Annotated in this window: 18 protein-coding genes; 11 read left to right on the forward strand and 7 right to left on the reverse strand. The window is 41.5% G+C overall.

The features are described 5' to 3' along the window. Positions 1–6: 6 nt before the first annotated feature. From Q4567_RS07630 to Q4567_RS07640, 3 genes are read left to right on the forward strand one after another with little or no spacing between them, the layout of a single operon-like run. Positions 7–828, forward strand: a complete 822-nt coding sequence (locus tag Q4567_RS07630) for a sulfite exporter TauE/SafE family protein (protein ID WP_216046650.1) — start codon at positions 7–9, stop codon at positions 826–828. Positions 829–836: 8 nt separating this feature from the next. Beyond that, complete coding sequence (locus Q4567_RS07635; RefSeq protein WP_216046651.1) at positions 837–2,060, forward strand: alanine--glyoxylate aminotransferase family protein; 1,224 nt, start codon at positions 837–839, stop codon at positions 2,058–2,060. A gap of 2 nt (positions 2,061–2,062) precedes the next feature. Further along, complete coding sequence (locus Q4567_RS07640; RefSeq protein ID WP_216046652.1) at positions 2,063–3,316, forward strand: allantoate amidohydrolase; 1,254 nt, start codon at positions 2,063–2,065, stop codon at positions 3,314–3,316. A 31-nt stretch (positions 3,317–3,347) separates the two neighbouring features. Here Q4567_RS07640 and Q4567_RS07645 read toward each other — a convergent pair whose 3' ends face one another. Both Q4567_RS07645 and Q4567_RS07650 read right to left on the reverse strand, forming a co-directional pair. Further along, positions 3,348–4,199: a sulfurtransferase gene (locus tag Q4567_RS07645; RefSeq protein ID WP_303499973.1), complete on the reverse strand. Its 852-nt coding sequence runs from the start codon at positions 4,197–4,199 to the stop codon at positions 3,348–3,350. Next, a complete protein-coding gene (locus tag Q4567_RS07650; protein WP_216046654.1) occupies positions 4,189–4,506 on the reverse strand; it encodes an antibiotic biosynthesis monooxygenase in 318 nt (105 codons plus the stop codon). Before Q4567_RS07650 ends, Q4567_RS07645 begins: the two co-directional genes overlap by 11 nt. 55 nt (positions 4,507–4,561) lie before the next feature. Here Q4567_RS07650 and Q4567_RS07655 point away from each other — a divergent pair, with 55 nt between their 5' ends. Then, positions 4,562–5,170, forward strand: a complete 609-nt coding sequence (locus Q4567_RS07655; protein ID WP_303499974.1) for a cupin domain-containing protein — start codon at positions 4,562–4,564, stop codon at positions 5,168–5,170. Positions 5,171–5,186: 16 nt separating this feature from the next. On the opposite strand, the gene Q4567_RS07660 is transcribed toward Q4567_RS07655, so the two are convergent. The 3 genes from Q4567_RS07660 to Q4567_RS07670 are packed head-to-tail and all read right to left on the reverse strand — an operon-like array spanning position 5,187 to position 7,780. Then, a complete protein-coding gene (locus Q4567_RS07660; protein WP_216046656.1) occupies positions 5,187–6,194 on the reverse strand; it encodes an adenosine deaminase in 1,008 nt (335 codons plus the stop codon). Positions 6,195–6,206: 12 nt separating this feature from the next. Continuing rightward, the gene (puuE, locus tag Q4567_RS07665) at positions 6,207–7,121 is read right to left on the reverse strand and encodes an allantoinase PuuE (protein WP_303499976.1); all 915 of its coding nucleotides are present in this window, start codon (positions 7,119–7,121) and stop codon (positions 6,207–6,209) included. A 14-nt stretch (positions 7,122–7,135) separates the two neighbouring features. Beyond that, positions 7,136–7,780, reverse strand: a complete 645-nt coding sequence (locus Q4567_RS07670) for a TetR family transcriptional regulator C-terminal domain-containing protein (RefSeq protein WP_216046658.1) — start codon at positions 7,778–7,780, stop codon at positions 7,136–7,138. A gap of 283 nt (positions 7,781–8,063) precedes the next feature. On the opposite strand from Q4567_RS07670, the gene xdhA reads away from it, so the two are divergent. From xdhA to Q4567_RS07705, 7 genes are read left to right on the forward strand one after another with little or no spacing between them, the layout of a single operon-like run. Then, positions 8,064–9,503 carry a xanthine dehydrogenase small subunit gene (gene xdhA / locus Q4567_RS07675; protein ID WP_303499978.1) on the forward strand — a complete coding sequence of 480 codons (1,440 nt, stop codon included), beginning with the start codon at positions 8,064–8,066 and terminating at the stop codon, positions 9,501–9,503. Further along, positions 9,496–11,874, forward strand: coding sequence for a xanthine dehydrogenase molybdopterin binding subunit (xdhB, locus tag Q4567_RS07680; protein WP_303499980.1), 2,379 nt, complete (start codon positions 9,496–9,498; stop codon positions 11,872–11,874). The genes xdhA and xdhB overlap by 8 nt, the downstream gene beginning before the upstream one ends. Beyond that, positions 11,871–12,725, forward strand: coding sequence for a xanthine dehydrogenase accessory protein XdhC (gene xdhC, locus Q4567_RS07685; RefSeq protein WP_216046661.1), 855 nt, complete (start codon positions 11,871–11,873; stop codon positions 12,723–12,725). The genes xdhB and xdhC overlap by 4 nt, the downstream gene beginning before the upstream one ends. Then, a complete protein-coding gene (gene uraD / locus Q4567_RS07690) occupies positions 12,722–13,228 on the forward strand; it encodes a 2-oxo-4-hydroxy-4-carboxy-5-ureidoimidazoline decarboxylase (protein ID WP_216046662.1) in 507 nt (168 codons plus the stop codon). The genes xdhC and uraD overlap by 4 nt, the downstream gene beginning before the upstream one ends. Positions 13,229–13,243: 15 nt before the next feature. Then, complete coding sequence (gene uraH / locus Q4567_RS07695; RefSeq protein ID WP_216046663.1) at positions 13,244–13,567, forward strand: hydroxyisourate hydrolase; 324 nt, start codon at positions 13,244–13,246, stop codon at positions 13,565–13,567. Positions 13,568–13,573: 6 nt separating this feature from the next. Further along, positions 13,574–14,902 carry a guanine deaminase gene (gene guaD / locus Q4567_RS07700; protein WP_216046664.1) on the forward strand — a complete coding sequence of 443 codons (1,329 nt, stop codon included), beginning with the start codon at positions 13,574–13,576 and terminating at the stop codon, positions 14,900–14,902. Further along, the gene (locus tag Q4567_RS07705) at positions 14,903–16,102 is read left to right on the forward strand and encodes a urate hydroxylase PuuD (protein WP_303499982.1); all 1,200 of its coding nucleotides are present in this window, start codon (positions 14,903–14,905) and stop codon (positions 16,100–16,102) included. Here the strand turns inward: Q4567_RS07705 and hutG are convergent. Together hutG and hutI are read right to left on the reverse strand one after the other, a co-directional pair. Further along, positions 16,099–17,064 carry a formimidoylglutamase gene (hutG, locus tag Q4567_RS07710; RefSeq protein WP_303499984.1) on the reverse strand — a complete coding sequence of 322 codons (966 nt, stop codon included), beginning with the start codon at positions 17,062–17,064 and terminating at the stop codon, positions 16,099–16,101. The two genes, Q4567_RS07705 and hutG, sit on opposite strands and share 4 nt — an antisense overlap. Then, on the reverse strand, positions 17,057–18,268 hold the full coding sequence (gene hutI / locus Q4567_RS07715) for an imidazolonepropionase (RefSeq protein WP_303499986.1): 1,212 nt from the start codon (positions 18,266–18,268) through the stop codon (positions 17,057–17,059). The genes hutG and hutI overlap by 8 nt, the downstream gene beginning before the upstream one ends. Positions 18,269–18,334 lie beyond the last annotated feature (66 nt).

Raw genomic sequence — 18,334 nt, forward strand, 5'->3', positions numbered from 1 at the left:
AAGTACATGGATTTAATAATCGAAAATTACCCTACTATACTGGCGTTGATGGCGACTGGTGTGTTCGCAGGTATATTAGCGGGTTTACTGGGTGTCGGTGGCGGAATCGTGATAGTGCCAGTGCTGTATTTCTTGTTTCAACATTTTGGTGTTGATCCCAGCTCTGCCATGTTAATTGCCACTGCGACGTCATTGGCCACTATTGTACCTACATCCGTTAGTTCGATTCGCTCCCATCGCAAAAAAGGCAATGTTGATTTCGAATTATTAAAATTTTGGTGGATGTTTGTGTTACTAGGTGTCCTAGTCGGTAGCTTCTTGGTGACCATTGTAAATGGTTATTGGTTAACGCTGATGTTTGCGATTATTGCCACCCTTGCGGCGTTAAACATGCTATTTAGAGCATCCAAACCTCCAATTTTTAACCAACTTCCTAACCGAGCGGGCCAAAGCCTAATTGCCAGTATCATTGGCATGCTGAGCTCCATGGTTGGTATCGGTGGCGGAACCCTATCCGTGCCAATTTTAACCAGTTTTAATTATCCGGCACACAAAGCGGTAGGAACGGCAGCAGCGATTGGATTATTAATCTCGTTGCCAGGTGCGCTAACTATGTTGATTTTTGGTCAAACACCGGTAGATGCCCCTATTTTTACCTATGGATTAGTCAATTTAGTCGGCTTTGTTTGCATCGTTCCTCTTACCGTACTTTTTGCTCCAGTGGGCGCATCACTTGGCGCTAAACTTGATGGCAATTTACTGAAAAGAGTGTTTGCTGTTGCACTATTAATTACGGGCGGTCGAATGCTTGCTCAAGTTCTACTTTAAGGAGAATCATGTCTTTACTTAGTCCTCCACCGCGCCTTTTAATGGGGCCTGGTCCAATAAATTGTTATCCACGAGTACTGAATGCCATGTCGACCCAGTTGGTAGGTCAATACGATCCCGTTATGACAGGCTATATGAACGAAGTTATGTCGTTATACCGTGGTGTTTTTAACACCGACAATGAAGCGACATTGTTAATCGACGGGACATCCAGAGCGGGTATAGAAGCTGTTTTGGTTTCATGCATTGAACCCGGCGACGATGTTTTAGTACCCGTATTTGGACGTTTTGGGCATTTATTAGCTGAAATTAGTGAACGTGCAGGTGCAAAGGTTCATATTATTGAAGCTCCTTGGGGGGAAGTTTTCAAGCCCGAACAAATTGAACAAGAAATCAAAAAGATACGCCCTAAAGTCTTGGCTTTAGTTCAAGGTGACACCTCTACAACCATGCTTCAGCCATTAGAAAATATTGGTGAAATTTGTGAAAAGTATGACGTGTTATTTTACAGCGATGCCACAGCATCTATTGGTGGTAATCCGTTTAAAACTGATGAATGGAAATTAGATGCCGTTTCAGTCGGGTTACAAAAATGTCTTGGCGGCCCGTCGGGCAGTGCACCTATAACCTTAAGTGAAAAATACGTGCAAAGGGTTAGACGCAGACAACACGTTGAAGCAGGAATTCGAAACGAACAACATGCTGATGGATTAGGTTTACGTATTCGTTCTAACTATTTCGATATTCCGATGATTTTGGATTATTGGGGAGAAGAACGCCTTAATCATCATACTGAAGCGACATCAATGTTATACGCAGCCAGAGAGTGCGCTCTCCAATTATTGGACGAAGGCATAGAAAACAGTATTAAGCGACACAAATTACATGGTGACGCTATGCTCGCCGGTGTTAAAGGTTTGAACTTAAAACCCTTTGGCGATTTAACTCATAAAATGAACAATGTTGTGGGAGTTTATATTCCAGACAATGTGAATGGCGAGCAAATTCGTGAACAACTTCTACACCAATATAACATTGAGATAGGTACTTCATTCGGCCCGTTACACGGCAAAATTTGGCGCATTGGAACCATGGGTTATAACGCCAGAAAAGACACGGTTTTACATACTTTACAAGCACTTGAAAACACCTTAAGGCGTGCTGGTCATCAATTGCAGTCTGGACTAGCCACTGATATGGCGTTTGATGTTTACACTAATGAGGAGAACTAAAGATGTTTACTTCCTATGTTCAAACTGTCCTCAAACGATGTGACGAATTGGCTTTGATTAGTCAAAGTCCTGAATACATAGATCGTCGCTATTTGACGAATGAACATAAACTCGCAAATCAATTAGTAGCAAGTTGGATGGAACAGGCCAACATGCAAACATGGCAAGATGAGGCCGGCAATCAATGGGGATGCTATAAAAGCCCTTACCCTGATGCCGAAACGTTAATAATAGGTAGTCATTTAGACACTGTACCTAACAGTGGTAAATACGATGGCATCCTTGGTGTACTTTTACCATTAGGATTGGTGCAATGGTTTGCTGATAATTCCATTACGTTACCCTTTAACTTAGAAATTGTTGGCTTTGCCGATGAAGAAGGCACCCGTTTCGGTACGACTTTATTAGGCAGCAGAGCTGTGGCTGGTACTTGGCAAGATAGATGGGCCAGTTTACTGGACAAAGACGGATTAACCGTAGCCACCGCACTGAGAGATTTTGGGCTGAATATTAACAATATTCACAATGCGAGCAGAGCGCAAAGTAATTTGTTGGGTTTTGTTGAAGTGCATATTGAGCAAGGCCCTGTACTTGAAAGTCAAAATCTACCGGTGGGAATTGTCAGCGGAATTGCTGGCGCAAAACGTTACAAAATAGAGATAGAGGGGCACGCAGGTCATGCGGGAACCGTGCCTATGGCCTTACGTCAAGACGCGATTGCAGGTGCTGCTGAAATGATTTTGGCAATAGAACAAGCCGCAATTGAGCATGAAGTTGTTGCCACTGTAGGACAGATTCAATCGCTAACAAATGCCGTTAACGTAATTAGTGGTAAAGTGGATATTAGCTTAGATGTACGAAGTTTAGATAATAGCAAACGTGACCTATGCATCGAACAGATCAAACAAAAAGTTGAGTATATAGCGCAAATAAGGGGCCTTACTGTAACCGAACATCTGACCCATGAAGCCGATGCGACACTCTGCCACCCAGACATCATGTCGCAGCTTGAATCAGCCTGCGCAATGAACAGAATAAAACCCTTTGTGTTGAGTTCGGGAGCTGGTCACGATGCCATGGCAATGGCCGAACTGTGTCCTACTGGTATGTTATTTGTGAGATGCGCGAAAGGGATTAGCCATAACCCTGCAGAATCAGTTAACTTCGAAGACGTTAATGATACTTTATTAGTGCTAAAGTCATATGTTGACCAATTAGCAAAGCAATATGGTGAAAGTAGCGAGCTTGTAGCCTAGAGCAAACTAATTTCACCATTAATTTCGATGTTTATTCGATGGGACAAAGTGGATCAGCCCCCCACTCGCTCCAAGACCCATCATAGACACTCCAGTTTTCTATGCCTATTTGGTAAGCCGCTAGGGCGAGTATACAAGCGGTGACACCTGAACCACAGGAAAAGTGAAGCTGGACATTTGCAGCATTAGTAAAAGGTTTAAAAAGTCGCCTAATACTCGCTGTGTCAATGAACTTACCGTCATTAAGTAGTTGGGTATAATGCAAATTATGTGAATGTGGTATATGCCCACTTCTTACTCCTTTCCTAGGTTCAGCCTCTGTACCATTGAATCTAGCAGGACTTCGAGCATCAACAACCGTGAAATCAGGGTTATTCAAGTTGTCCATAATGTGTTGTTTATTCACCAACAAATCAGAGTTGAATTTTACTTGGTAATTGGTTTTTTGCGGATTTTGAAGGAGTGTTGGTTGCACTTTGAAACCGGCATCAATCCAAGCTTGAAGTCCTCCATCCAAAACAAATACTCGTTTATGCCCCATAATTTTTAACATCCACCATGCCCTTGGTGCACTAAAGCTGCCTTGGTCATCATAAATAACCAAAGTAGCATTATTACTAATACCAAGTTTAGACATCTGCTGTGCAAAGTATGTCGGCGGGGGTAGTGAATGAGGTAAACCACTGTCTTTATCTACAAAAACGGAATCAAAATCGAATAGTTTGGAGTCAGGTATATAACACTTTTCACTTTGTTTACTAACGTAATTCACCGGAAAGGCAACATCAGTAAACAGCATTTGTACCGTTTCAGTGTTTAATAACAACTGCAATTGTTCTGGGTTAATAAGCGCCCTATTTGTTTGACTCTGCTCAGAATTCATAATCTCTCTCTACTTTAGCTATTCTTACTGAATACGATCGGTACCATTTTTGTTTTCCCAATGCCTGGGCTGCCAGATGGTCTTGTTGCTTCTTCCAATTTTGAATAGATTTTAGATCACGCCAATAGGATACCGTAATGCCTAATTCTTCCCTCGCTGATTCCACCCCTAAATAACCATCAATTTGCTGCGCTAACCCAAGCATTTTGATTGACGTGGCAGCATAATCCTCGTCAACCTCAGTGCGCAACGACGTAAAAATAACCGCATAATATGGCGGTGAAGGTGTTTTAGCCAATTGCGTCATTCTTAAACTCCTTGATATAGTAAGTAACCTAATTAAACCGACTCAAAGCATATTAATGAAGTTACCCATATATTATCTCACTGCAAGTTTTTTAGCGTTATCCTTAGGTGCTTGTGCACAACAAAGTCATCAGCAAGTCAATATGGCAGAACATAAGCAAAATCCAACAATTAAACAATTAGTCGAAAAATTAGCTCTGGAACCACATGTCGAAGGTGGCTACTTCAAACAAACATTTAAAGCAGACAGTCAACCTCTAGTCAACACGCCAAAGGGCTCTAGGGTGACGATGACGTCAATATATTACCTACTCACTGCGGATAGTCCCATAGGGCACTTTCATCGCAATACGTCAGACATCATGCATTATTTTCATGCCGGTGATCCAATCACTTATTATCTTATACACCCTGATGGGAGTTTAGAAACGAAAGTGTTGGGTCCTGACGTACTTGCCGGACATGAGTACCAGTTTGTTGTAAAAGGCGGTGTGTGGAAAGCCTCAACCATTTCGGTAACAGGTGAAAACGGATATGGATTGATTGGTGAGGCCGTAGCTCCTGGATTTGAGTATGAAGATATGCAATTAGCCGAAAGACAAACATTGACAAAAGATTTTCCACAGCATAAAACACTGATTAAACGCTTAACTCGCCAACACTAGTTTAGCGGTAGTGATGTTAAATTCGGGTTTGGATTAGTTTGTCTATTTCCTGCACCCATTGCTGTTTTTCTTGCGCTGAAAGGAAACTTCCTGTGAAGCCGTTTTTAACTAAGGTTATAAGTTGTTCTTGGTTTAAATTGAGCGCCTGGTGTAACGCTAGGTAGTTCTCATTTAAGTAGCCACCAAAATAACTAGGATCATCTGAATTCACAGTGACTAGAATATCTTTTTCTAATAGCTCGAGAATATTGTGCTCTGACATATCATCGAACACGCAAAGTTTAGTGTTTGATAAAGGACACACAGTTAACGGCATTTGCAACTCTGCCAGTGTTTGTATCAATTTAGGATCATCACTGCTTCTAACGCCGTGATCGATTCTATCTACTTTCAGTAAATTGAGGGCTTGCCAAATATAATCCGCCGGTCCTTCTTCTCCGGCATGGGCGACACACGGCAAACCAAGGGTTCTGGCTTGTTCGAATACCTGCGCAAATTTTTCAGGTGGATTACCTAATTCTGAACTATCCAATCCTACTGCATCGATATGTTCAAAATAAGGAATAGCGGATTGTAAAGTATCGATGGCTTCTTGCTCACTTAAATGCCGTAAAAATGACATTATCAACAAACTAGATTGACCCCATTGTTGCTTCGCATCCTCAATGGCGCGAATAAACCCAGACATAAACGTTTCGAAAGCAATCCCTCTTTGCGTATGGGTTTGAGGATCGAACATCATTTCAGTGTGAACAATATTTTGTTCTTTGCACTTCAGCAAATAACGCCACATCAACTGATAAAAATCATCTTCGTCAACCAACACAGATGCGCCTAAATAATACAGATCTAAAAAGCTTTGTAGATCTTCAAAATTGTACGCCTTATGAATTTCGTCGATGCTTTGATAAGGTAATTTAAGCTTGTGTTTTTTACTCAGCTCAAGTAATAAATCAGGCTCTAAAGTACCTTCGATATGAAGATGCAATTCCGTTTTTGGTAATAGTTGAATTAAGTTGTTCATATCTGCTCTTTATTATCGCTTTGATTGTTCCACGGGAAAGTGAGTTAGCCAATGCTGGGCTATTTGCTCTCTGGTACACATCCACACATCTTCAAAGCTCTGCACATATTCAATAAAACGACGCAGCGCTGCTATTCTTGCAGGACGACCTATAATTCGACAATGCAAACCAATCGACAACATTTTAGGGCTATGCTCCCCTTCCAAATATAAAGTATCAAATGCGTCTTTTAAATATTGATAGAACATCTCGCCATTATTAAACCCTTGGGGTGTAGCAAAACGCATGTCATTGGTATCAAGGGTATAAGGAACAATCAAAAGCGGTTTACTATAGTGATGGTCGTAATAAGGCAAATCATCGGCGTAGCTGTCTGCACAGTAAAGAATATCATCTCGTTCTGCGATTAACTTAAGGGTGTTCGGACTGGTTCTGCCGGTATACCAGCCGCTAGGGTTAGTGCCGGTTATTTTCTCGTGTAAATGGATTGACGCATCAATCAACTTACGCTCCTTTTCAATTGGCATATTTTGATAGTCAATCCAACGCATGGCATGACTAGCAATTTCCCAATTCGACGCTAACATCGCCTCTACAGCTTCTGGATTTCGCTGCAACGCCATGGTGACACCAAAAACGGTTACCGGGACATTCAACTCGTTGAGTAAACGATAAATCCGCCAAAAACCGGCTCGACTACCATATTCATATAAGGTTTCCATGCTTTGGTGTCTATCTGCATAGGCTTTGGCACCTATGATTTCAGACAGGAATATTTCTGAGAATTCATCTCCATGTAATACGCAGTTTTCACCACCTTCTTCGTAATTCAACACAAACTGAATGGCAATTTTAGCTTTATTAGGCCATTTAGGCTTTGGTGGGAATTGCCCGTACCCTTTGAGATCACGAGGATAGGATTGCATATTTCTATTCCTTCTTATCGATATTGCTCAGGTATGTCTAAACTACAACCCTTCAAAATTAAACTTATAATCGACTTAGTCGCATTTTCAAATTCCGCTCTATCCATTTCTTTACCCTCAAGGTGAGTAATTTGTACTGCAAAATCTGCATAGTGCTGACAACACGCCCAGATGTGGTAAAGCAAATAATGGGCATTGGAAACTTGAATTTTACCTTCATCCATCCAATGCTTAATAACTTCAACTCTCCCCTTCATCCAAGCTGCATGTTGGTCTTTGTAAAAACCGTAAAGATTTGGAGCACCGTTGATGATCTCTAATGCGAATATCCGAGAAGCTTCTGGTCTAACTAATGAAAATTCCATTTTATCTTTTATGTATCTGGCTAACACTTCCGCTGGATCATCATCTTTAGTAGCTTCATCAAAAACCGAGTTCCATAATTCTAAGATTTGCTGTAAAACTGCAAGATATAGGTTTTCTTTACTCTTAAAATAATAAAGAACATTGGTTTTAGGTAATTGCGCTCTATCAGCAACTTGCTGAATGCGAGTGCCTTTAAATCCATGTTTTGCGAACTCATGTTCTGCTGCATTTAATATTAATTGTTTGTTTGCTGCGCCTATTCGGCCTTCTTTATTGATTTTATTATCAGTCATGGTCCATTATTTCTGTTATTGAAGGTTGAAGCCTTTTAAGGCATGCATCTATCTTCCTTTTGACAATGTATCATTAGTTCTTGGCATTTCTAAGTCGCCATGCAAACTATTTTAAATAAAATCATCAATTACATTCAATATAAGTTGACCAGCTGGTCAGGTTTTATATTATATGTATAAAGGTAATCAAGCAAAACAAAAATTCGCAATATTAGTTTGTTCAAATAATCTAGAACATTGATATATAAGATAATGGATAACCAATCGGTAGTCGGGAAAAACTATGGTTCAATTTTTACTTAACAATGTGAAGACTGATATTGACTCAGTGGAAACAGATTTAACGGTTTTAGACTACCTTCGTGAACATCAAGGGTTGTGTGGTACTAAAGAAGGATGTGCTTCAGGTGATTGCGGTGCTTGTACTGTAGTATTAGCGCAATTGAATGAGCAACAAGATGGTATTGAATACAAGTCAATCAATAGCTGCGTTACTTTTACCAGTGCTTTGCAGGGTAAACAACTTATCACTGTAGAACATTTGTCTGATGGCAAGCAATTGCACCCGGTGCAATCGGCAATGGTAGAACAGCATGGCTCTCAATGTGGTTTTTGCACACCTGGTTTTGTGATGTCGCTTTTTGCTTTATATCATCAAGACAAGCCAAACAGCCGACACAATGTGGAGTTGGCATTATCGGGCAACCTATGCCGTTGCACAGGATACCGCCCTATTATCGATGCAGCGCTAAATAGTTGCCAATCTAAAACCGCCGACAAATTTGATCAGGTTGAACAGCAAACAATAGAAAGTTTAAAGGCCATCAAAAATCAGAATGCGGGATTAGATGGGCTATATGTACCGACTACACGACAAGCATTAGCGGAGCTGGTCAAAACCTACCCTGAAGCTCGTTATGTTGCAGGCAGCACTGATCTGGCATTAGAGGTGACCCAACAATTAAACAATTTGGACTGTTTGATTGACCTTAAATCTGTTCCAGAACTAAACAAATTAACAGTCACAGACACCCATTTACAGGTTGGGGCAGCACTACCATTTAACCAAATCGAACCCACACTACTGAGTCACTTCCCAAGCTTAGATGAATTATTGTGGCGATTTGCTTCTGTGCCTATTCGGAATCAAGCAACCCTTGGTGGAAATGTAGCTAACGCCTCTCCCATTGGTGATATGCCGCCGGTTCTGTTGGCATTAAATGCGCAAATATTGTTAGACAATGGCAATGCCACCAGACAAGTGCCCGCCAGATCGTTTTTTCTAGATTATCGTAAAACAGCGATGCAAAACGGGGAATGGATTGATTCTGTTCACCTTCCCCTGTTGCAAACAAACGCAGTTTTAAAAGCCTACAAGGTTTCAAAACGCATAGAGGATGACATTTCCGCTGTTTGCGCCGTTTTTCATGTTGTTATAAAAGACAATAAAATTGAAAATATAAGTACCGGATTTGGAGGTGTTGCTGCGACTCCTGTAACTGCGAACGAATTTGAACAAGCAATGCAAGGCGCAACATGGAACGCCTCTGAAACCCTAGAATTGGGTAAGCAGCTTTTGCAAAATGCATTTAAACCAATGGACGATGTGCGCGCTTCGGCCCAATATCGCACTGATTTAGTGGTGAATTTATGGCATCGATTCTGGTTAGAGAACACCCAACAAAATAATATAATTGAAACACGGGTGGTAAATCATGCGTAAATTAATTGATCTGGCAATCGACAAAACACCTAGTGGCAAGATTGGAACATCCAGTAAACATGATAGTGCTAATCGTCACGTAACAGGTAAAGCTATTTATGTTGATGATAAAAATTTACCAGCCAATACCTTATTCGCTGCTATCGGAACCAGCAAGATCGCTTGTGGGCAGATTCAAAAACTGGACTTATCAAAAGTCTGGGCTAGCCCTGGCGTAGTCGATGTAATTACAGTTGAGGATGTTCCAGGGCACGCAGACATTGGGCCTGTATTTAAAGGCGATCCCATACTCACCAGCGATCAAATTTCGTTTAATGGTCAGGCTATTTTCGCAGTTTTAGCCACATCTACTCGATTAGCTAGACAAGCTGTTCTAAACGCCGAGATTGAATATAGCCCATCATCAGCAACCTTGAGCACTGAAGAAGCTCATCAAAAACAGGAATTTGTGCGTCCTGCGCACAAAATGCAACAGACCCTCCCATCTCAAATTAAGAACAACAATATTGAGCAAATTGAATCCTGTTTAGAGGTAGGTGGCCAAGAACATTTATACCTCGAAGGTCAAGTTTCAGTTGCTATTCCCCAAGAAGAAGATCGAATGATGATCTATACATCTAGTCAACATCCAAGCGAAGTGCAAAAATTGGTTGCTGAAGTGCTAGATGTATCAATCAACAAAGTCACCGTTGATATGCGTCGCATGGGTGGCGGATTTGGTGGTAAAGAGACACAAGCAGCACAATGGGCATGCATAGCCGCGATTTTGGCCCATCGTCAATCAGTGCCAGTAAAAATACGCCTACCGAGAATGCAGGATATGCAGGTGACAGGGAAACGTCACCCATTTACTAACAAATATAAAGTGAACATTGATCAAAACGGACTCATTCAATCCAGTGAATTTGAAATTAATGGTGATTGCGGACACTCCCCTGATTTATCTGATGCAATAGTTGACCGTGCAATGTTTCACGTTGACAACGGCTACTACCTCGGTCAAACCGAAGTGGTTGGACATAGATGCAGAACCAATAAAGTATCTCATACCGCTTTCAGAGGATTTGGTGGCCCCCAAGGAATGATAGTTGCTGAAGACATGCTAGATAAGATTGCTCGGCATAGAAAAATAGACCCGCTCACTGCTAGAAAACGCAACTTGTACCAAAACGTTGGGGTAAATGAAACCCATTATGGAATGCCAATCGGGCAAAATGTTCTGCCTGATTTGCTCGAAAAATTGGAACACAGCAGTGATTATTGGAATCGCAGAAAACAAATCCAAGAATTCAATCAATCCAGCCCTATTATTAAAAAAGGTTTGGCATTAACTCCGGTAAAATTTGGTATTTCATTTACCGCTAAACACCTTAATCAAGCGGGTGCGCTGCTGCATGTTTACACTGACGGTAGTATTCAAGTAAACCATGGCGGCACCGAAATGGGTCAAGGGTTACATACTAAAGTGGCGCAAGTGGTAGCGAACGAGTTTGGCTTGCCAATTGATAAAATAGAGGTAACAGCAACACGCACCGATAAAGTGCCCAATACCTCTCCCACCGCTGCATCTAGTGGTACAGATATGAATGGTAAAGCCGCGCAAAATGCGTGTATTGAAATTAAACAACGTTTAGCGCCATTAATGCTCGCGCTATTCGCAAGAGAATCGGCGCAACAACAAAATACAAACCAACAATCTGTAAGCGTCAATGATGTAGAGTTTGTCGATCAGCATGTTTGTATTCAGGATTTTAAAATCCCCTTTGCCGAATTGATCCAAGCAGCCTATTTTGAGCGCATATCACTTTCAACTACCGGCTTCTACCAAACCCCAAAAATTCATTACGATCGGGAAACAGGCAAAGGGCGTCCTTTTTTCTATTTTGCTTACGGCGCCTCGTGTAGCGAAGTGCTAATTGATACCCTAACCGGTGAAATGCGAGTAGAACGTGTGGATATTCTCCATGATGTCGGTAACAGCCTCAATCCAGCCATCGACATTGGCCAAATTGAAGGAGGATTTATACAAGGCATGGGTTGGTTGACCAGCGAAGAATTATTGTGGGATAAAACCGGTAAACTAATTAGTAATAATCCCGCAACTTATAAGATTCCAGCAATTGGTGATACCCCTAGGGAATTTAATGTCGAACTTTATCCCCACGCCAACACTGAAAATACCATATACAACTCTAAAGCGGTGGGCGAACCACCTTTGATGTTGGCGATATCCGTTTGGTGTGCAATTAAGGATGCAATTTCCAGTGTTTCTAACTATGCATTAGATCCACAATTAAATACCCCGGCCACCCCTGAGAAAATTCTAAAAGCTTGTCAAAACATCCGTACTTCGATGGACACTCCAGCATGATGAAGAACCAGTGGTTTGATGGTGTAATGCACTGCCAAAATAACGCAAAAGCTTATGTTGTGTTGACCGTAATGGGGTCTGTAGGATCAACGCCTCGAGCGCAAGGTACCAAAATGGTGGTAACCGAAGATCGGATTTTTGACACCATTGGCGGTGGTCAACTTGAACATTTATCGATTAAAAAAGCTCGCGAATTACTCACCCTAAAAAGCCAAAGTCAACATGTAGAGTATTTTCCTTTAGGTGCTAAATTAGCCCAATGCTGTGGCGGTGCGACTCATGTATTATTTGAAGTATTCTGCCAGCACGTTAATCAGTTAATGCTTTTCGGCGCAGGTCACGTCGCTCAGGCGCTAGTGCCGATAATATCGCAACTTCCTTTGAATATTGTCTGGGTTGATTCACGCCAAGAGATGTTTGATGAAGTAGATAAATCAGAACTTCAGTTACCCACCAATGTAAGCGCCTTAATTGCTGAAGATTGCACCGACGCTTTGGATGAATACCCAGTCAATTACGTATTGGTTATGACCCATGATCACCAATTGGATTTTGAACTGGTCCACAAAGCGTTAAATATCGATAGTGTCGAATATTTAGGTTTGATTGGTTCTGCAACAAAAGCCAAACGTTTTCGAACACGCTTAGCTAATCATGGGATTAGCGCCCCAATGCTAGAAAAATTAGTCTGTCCTGTTGGTATTACTGATATTCCAGGTAAACGCCCTATTGAAGTTGCCGTCTCTATTGCCGGTCAACTCATTGGCTTACTCAATAAACATGAATCAAATGAATCGCAAAATAGCCAAGCTGCTTGGTTACAAACCAAAGAAATAGCGAAATTATTATGACCTTAGATGAACTCAATAAATTACCAGACCACGAAGCTTACACATGGTTTAAAAGTTGCTGTGAATCCTCTGTTTGGTCTACATTCATGGTGCAGTCTCGACCTTTCACATCAATTGAACAAATTAACGAGGTCGCTAGTCATAAATGGCCTTCACTCACTGAGGAAGACTATTTAGAAGCCTTTAAAGCCCATCCAATGATCGGAGATATTGCAACCTTAGAAGCTAAGTTTGCTAATACTTCCGCTTTAGCGGAACAAGAACAAGCCAGTGCCATAGGCGCAGATCCAAAAGTGTTACAGGAACTTCACCGCTTAAATCAGCAGTACCTTGAAAAAAATCAGTTTATTTTCATTATTTGTGCCACCGGACAAAGCGCTGAGAACATGTTAGCTGCGATTCAGAAGCGCATTCATAACGATCGTAAAACTGAAATTGGGTTAGCAGCAGAGCAACAGCTAAAAATTGCACTATTAAGAATCAAAAAAGGCTTAACCGCCTAAACAGAGAAGAAATCTATGAATAGCTTATCTAGTCACGTACTTGATACGGCAGCGGGAAAACCTGTGCCAGATTTAGCCCTACAACTCACGACTCCTGATGGCAAAATTATTGACGCTCAAACGGATAATGATGGACGTTGTAATCAATGGAGCGACGTTAATTTTATTGCTGGTCAATATCAATTGCGCTTTTATGTAGAAACCTATTTAATCGAAAAACACGGTGAGAGTTTCTACCCATTCGTTGATGTCAGCTTTAATTTACCTGAAGACGGCGGCCATTATCATGTCCCTTTATTGATATCGCCGTACGGTTTCAGTAGTTACCGAGGCAGCTAATACTATATGAAATCAGATTTACAAATATTTCGCAGTAGTATTTTGCACTTCCCTTTGACAACAAGCTCTCCAGATGAGGGTTACGCGTTCTATAAGGACGGTTATTTGGTTACGCGTAACGGTAAAATCGAAGCAATTGGCCACTATTCAGCGTTGCCCGACGAGTATGTGTCTTTAGCGGTTGAAGACTACCGAGGTAAGTTGTTAGTTCCAGGCTTCATTGATAGCCATTTACATTTCCCACAGACCGAGATGATAGCTAGCTATGGTGAACAGTTACTGCAATGGTTACAGAACTTTACTTTCCCAACAGAAACTAAGTTTCAGAACCATGACTATGCCCATGCCATGGCTGAGTTATTTTTAAGCCAGTTATTTTGTAACGGAACCACTACTGCAATGGTGTATTCCAGCGTGCATAAGCAAGCTACGGATGCACTTTTTAGCGCCGCGACTGCACATCAAATGGCGCTGATTGCTGGTAAAGTCTGCATGGACCGAAACTGTCCTGAAGATTTACAAGACTGTCCAACGTCAGCGCAAAAAGACAGCGCTGAACTGATTGAAAAATGGCATAACAAAAATCGCACTAAATACGCATTAACACCAAGATTCGCACCAACAAGCACTGAAGCGCAGTTAGCGTCTTTAGGCGAATTAGCGCAACAATACCAAGATGTATATATTCAAACTCACCTATCTGAGAATATGCATGAAATTGCGTGGGTAAAAGAACTTTATCCACAACATCAACACTATTTAGATGTATATGATCATCATCACCTAGTCAGAAAAGGCAGTGTGTTTGGTCATTGTATTCATTTACAGCAAGCTGAATGGGATTTATTGGCGCAAACACAAGCAACTATTGCCTTTTGCCCCTCTTCTAATTTGTTCTTAGGCAGCGGCTTATTTAACCTAGACAAAGCAAGGCAATCATCTGTAAATGTCGCGTTGGCGACCGATGTTGGTGCCGGCACTTCGTTTAATATGCTAAGGACCATGGGGGATGCTTATAAAGTTTGCCAACTTAATCATTGTAAGCTGTCTGCATTAAGTGGCCTTTATATGATGACCCAAGGTACCGCAGCGTCATTAGATCTGGAACATAGTATTGGTAATTTAAATCCAGGTAGTCATGCAGATTTTGTCGTACTGGATCCTAAATTTAGTCAGCTTAGTGAAATAAGAACAGATTCTTTAATAACAGAAGGGACTGTCAACTTACCCTCTGATGTGTTATTTGCATTGAGCATGTTGGCAGATGAAAGAACCACTGAAGCCACTTACATCGCCGGAAAAGCGGTGTTTAAACAACCCACGAGGAGCAATTAAATGGTTTGGATGGACTGGGTATCGTTGTTTATTCGTTGGTTTCACGTTATCGCGGGTGTGGCTTGGATTGGCGCATCATTTTACTTTATTTGGTTAGATAACAACTTACAGCAACCACCGGAATGGAAAAAGAACAAAGGCATTAAAGGCGATTTGTGGGCGGTTCATGGAGGTGGCTTTTACGAAGTCGCTAAATATCAATACGGCCCTGAAAAAATCCCAGAAACCTTACATTGGTTTAAATGGGAAGCCTATACCACTTGGATAAGTGGATTTAGTTTACTTATTTTAGTTTATTACTTTGGAGCGTCTGCTTTTTTAATCGATCCTAATATTATGGAGTTAACCCAAAGCCAAGCTGTATTAATGGGTTTAGGGTTAATATTTGGCGGCATGTTGATATATGAAGTAGCCTGCCGCAGTCCGTTAGCAAAAAGCCCATTGTTATTCGCGATCTTTCTATTAATACTGTTAACGGTTGCGGCTTGGTTGGCAACCCAATGGTTTAGCGGGCGTGGCGCTTACATACATATCGGAGCGCTGATTGGAACTATCATGGTGGCAAACGTCTTCTTGCAAATCATGCCGTCACAAAGAGCCATGGTTGATGCCGTAAAGAACAAACAAGAGGTCGACCCAAGCTGGGGAGAGAAAGCTAAGTTACGCTCAGTACACAACAACTACCTTACCCTACCTATTTTGTTCATCATGATTAGCAATCATTATCCCATGACTTATTTACACGAGCAGAACTGGCTAGTGTTGATAGCACTATGTGTGGTTTCGGCATGGATAAGACACTTTTTCAATTTAAAACATCTCGGTGTATTTAAACCGTCAATCTTAATTAGTGGTGCTGTGGCTATGCTGGCAATTGCAATTTGGGTTTCTGCTCCGAATATATTAACCACATCAGAGCCACAAACTAAGCAAGGCACGGAATTAGTCTCTCAAAGCCAAGTGAAACAAGTGTTAGATAGCCACTGCGTTTCTTGTCATTCAAAAACACCAACAGACCCCATGTTTCCGTCGCCTCCACTGGGCTTAGTTATGGATGATTGGAAAGATGTGGAAAACAAATTAAGCGTCATTTATCAACGGGTATTCGTGACTCGTGATATGCCCTTTTTAAATAAAACTCAAATGACAAATGAAGAGCGAAAACTAGTAGCAGATTGGTACCTGCAAAATTTAAATTAAACGCTATTGTCGATACTCACTGCTTTTGCATGAACTGATTCAAACAAAATACGAGCCGCTAACTTAGCGGTTCGAGAATCAATATCGAATACTGGATTCAGTTCTGCAATATCCATTAACCTCCATTTAAAATTCATTTGTGCTTGCTGGGTGGTCAACCATCGAATGATGGATATAACAAAAGGCAGCGAAATACCGAAAGAGCTTGGCGCGCTAACACCAGGAGCAAGGGACGCAGAAAAAGCGTCTAAACAAACAGTAACATAAAGTTCGTCAACCTCTTGCAGCATAGGTGTAAGCAACGCTTTCGCCGCATCTAACTGACAATCTTCATCTAATAAATAGCCTACCTTTAGTGTTTGCGCGCATTGAAACAATGCTTGCGTATTAGCCGGTTTAGCAACGCCCAAACAGGTATAATGAAATGCCTCAGTGTATTGTTTACAAGCTTGCGCTATTTGGTAAAAAGCGGTACCAGAACTTGCATTAGGCGACGGTATGCGCAGATCAAAATGCGCGTCGAAATTGATAATGCCTATTTTAGGTTTTGTTTTAGCCTGCACATTTTTGCGTAAGCCAGAGTAACTGGCCAAGGCAATTTCGTGTCCGCCGCCCAAACCAATTACAAACGCTGATGAATTTAACGCAGCATTAATTTGTTGAGAATAATTGTGTTGCGCTTCTTCCAGGTTATGCTGGGAGTCCAGGTTTCCCAGATCTTTAATTGATTTGTCTAAATGCCAAGCCAAACTACACAGACTAGCGCGAATCGCGTTAGGACCGGCTTTCGCCCCTACTCGGCCTTTATTGACTGCCACACCAAGATCACAACTAAATCCCAATAAAGCGATATCCGTTTGCGACGTGGTTTGTTCCATGACTTGATGCCAGCGACGGCTGTTAATTCCGCCTTCATTGTCGACTCGTCCAGTCCAATGAAAATGAGAATTTTGACTAAACAAGCTTGCCTCCAAACCATTTACTAACGGGTTTGTATTGATTTACTGTATAAACGAGTTGCGCTGGATGGGAAATATCCCATAAACACAAATCGGCTCGGCACCCAGCTTTTATTTCTCCTCGGTCTTTTAAGCCTAACGCTTTGGCAGCGTTTACGGTAATGCCTCGCAATGCTTCTTCAGGGGTTAGTGCGAATAACACACAAGTCATGTTGGCACAGGTGAGAATTGATGCGATAGGAGAACTTCCGGGGTTTAAATCGGTGGCTATAGCCATTGGTACTTGTTGCTTTCGTAATGCTTCAATGGGCGGCTTCTGTGTTTCATTTAGAAAGTAAAACGCGCCAGGAAGCAAAACTGCAACAGTATCGGATAGCTTTAAATTAAATACATCAGATGCAGGCAGATATTCAATGTGATCAACGGATAAAGCATGATAATCACATGCTAACTTCGCACCTTTTAAATCACTAAGTTGTTCTACATGAGCTTTAATCGTTAGCCCAAACTGTTGAGCAGCTTTAAATACTCGCTCACATTGAGCTGGACTAAAACCGATACTTTCACAAAACACATCCACACTGTCAGCTAACTTTAATTCGCTTATTTTAGGCATGACCTCGTCACAAACGAAATCAATATAAGCATCCGCGTCCTGAGCGAATTCTGCTGGCAACGCATGGGCACCCAAGTAAGTTGCAAGAATATTAACGGGTAATTCGTCACTTAATTTTTTTGCAACTTGTAGCATTTTTATTTCAGTGTCTAAGTCCAAACCGTAACCTGATTTGACTTCCAACGTTGTGACACCTTCATTGACTAACGCAGTAGCCCTTAATATTGCAGACGCTAATAACTCATCTGCTGTCGCTTTACGGGTTGCGTTTACGGTACTTTTTATGCCACCACCTTTAGCAGCAATACTTTGATAACTTTCACCGTTGAGTCGCCTTTCAAATTCATTGGCACGGTCACCGCCATACACTAGGTGAGTATGACAATCAATAAAGCCGGGTAATATCCACTTTCCACCGCCATCAAATTTGCTTTTCGCATTTCCAGAAAAATTAGACAATTCACCAACATAAACGATGCGCTCGCCGTCTATTGCGATGCAGCCATTTTTTATTTCGCCATAGGGGGCAGAGCCAGTCAACATAGTAGCTATTTGAACGTTGTAAATAAGGTAATCGCAGGGATTCGACATAAGATCTCTATAGTACCGTTGCACGAGTAATCAGTGTACTTGCGGTAACTTGTATATACAAGTAAG

It is taken from the genome of Aliiglaciecola sp. 2_MG-2023, from assembly GCF_030548145.1.
GTDB lineage: Bacteria > Pseudomonadota > Gammaproteobacteria > Enterobacterales > Alteromonadaceae > Aliiglaciecola > Aliiglaciecola lipolytica_A.

What these genes read in the sequence shown, in the direction of transcription:
- guaD (WP_216046664.1), top strand. Translation starts at nt 13,574, where the DNA reads ATGAAATCAGATTTACAAATATTTCGCAGTAGTATTTTGCACTTCCCT.
- Q4567_RS07650 (WP_216046654.1), bottom strand. Translation starts at nt 4,506, where the DNA reads ATGACGCAATTGGCTAAAACACCTTCACCGCCATATTATGCGGTTATT.
- Q4567_RS07640 (WP_216046652.1), top strand. Translation starts at nt 2,063, where the DNA reads ATGTTTACTTCCTATGTTCAAACTGTCCTCAAACGATGTGACGAATTG.
- Q4567_RS07635 (WP_216046651.1), top strand. Translation starts at nt 837, where the DNA reads ATGTCTTTACTTAGTCCTCCACCGCGCCTTTTAATGGGGCCTGGTCCA.
- Q4567_RS07655 (WP_303499974.1), top strand. Translation starts at nt 4,562, where the DNA reads ATGAAGTTACCCATATATTATCTCACTGCAAGTTTTTTAGCGTTATCC.
- hutI (WP_303499986.1), bottom strand. Translation starts at nt 18,268, where the DNA reads ATGTCGAATCCCTGCGATTACCTTATTTACAACGTTCAAATAGCTACT.
- xdhB (WP_303499980.1), top strand. Translation starts at nt 9,496, where the DNA reads ATGCGTAAATTAATTGATCTGGCAATCGACAAAACACCTAGTGGCAAG.
- Q4567_RS07630 (WP_216046650.1), top strand. Translation starts at nt 7, where the DNA reads ATGGATTTAATAATCGAAAATTACCCTACTATACTGGCGTTGATGGCG.
- Q4567_RS07645 (WP_303499973.1), bottom strand. Translation starts at nt 4,199, where the DNA reads ATGAATTCTGAGCAGAGTCAAACAAATAGGGCGCTTATTAACCCAGAA.
- Q4567_RS07705 (WP_303499982.1), top strand. Translation starts at nt 14,903, where the DNA reads ATGGTTTGGATGGACTGGGTATCGTTGTTTATTCGTTGGTTTCACGTT.
- xdhC (WP_216046661.1), top strand. Translation starts at nt 11,871, where the DNA reads ATGATGAAGAACCAGTGGTTTGATGGTGTAATGCACTGCCAAAATAAC.
- Q4567_RS07670 (WP_216046658.1), bottom strand. Translation starts at nt 7,780, where the DNA reads ATGACTGATAATAAAATCAATAAAGAAGGCCGAATAGGCGCAGCAAAC.
- puuE (WP_303499976.1), bottom strand. Translation starts at nt 7,121, where the DNA reads ATGCAATCCTATCCTCGTGATCTCAAAGGGTACGGGCAATTCCCACCA.
- uraD (WP_216046662.1), top strand. Translation starts at nt 12,722, where the DNA reads ATGACCTTAGATGAACTCAATAAATTACCAGACCACGAAGCTTACACA.
- xdhA (WP_303499978.1), top strand. Translation starts at nt 8,064, where the DNA reads ATGGTTCAATTTTTACTTAACAATGTGAAGACTGATATTGACTCAGTG.
- Q4567_RS07660 (WP_216046656.1), bottom strand. Translation starts at nt 6,194, where the DNA reads ATGAACAACTTAATTCAACTATTACCAAAAACGGAATTGCATCTTCAT.
- uraH (WP_216046663.1), top strand. Translation starts at nt 13,244, where the DNA reads ATGAATAGCTTATCTAGTCACGTACTTGATACGGCAGCGGGAAAACCT.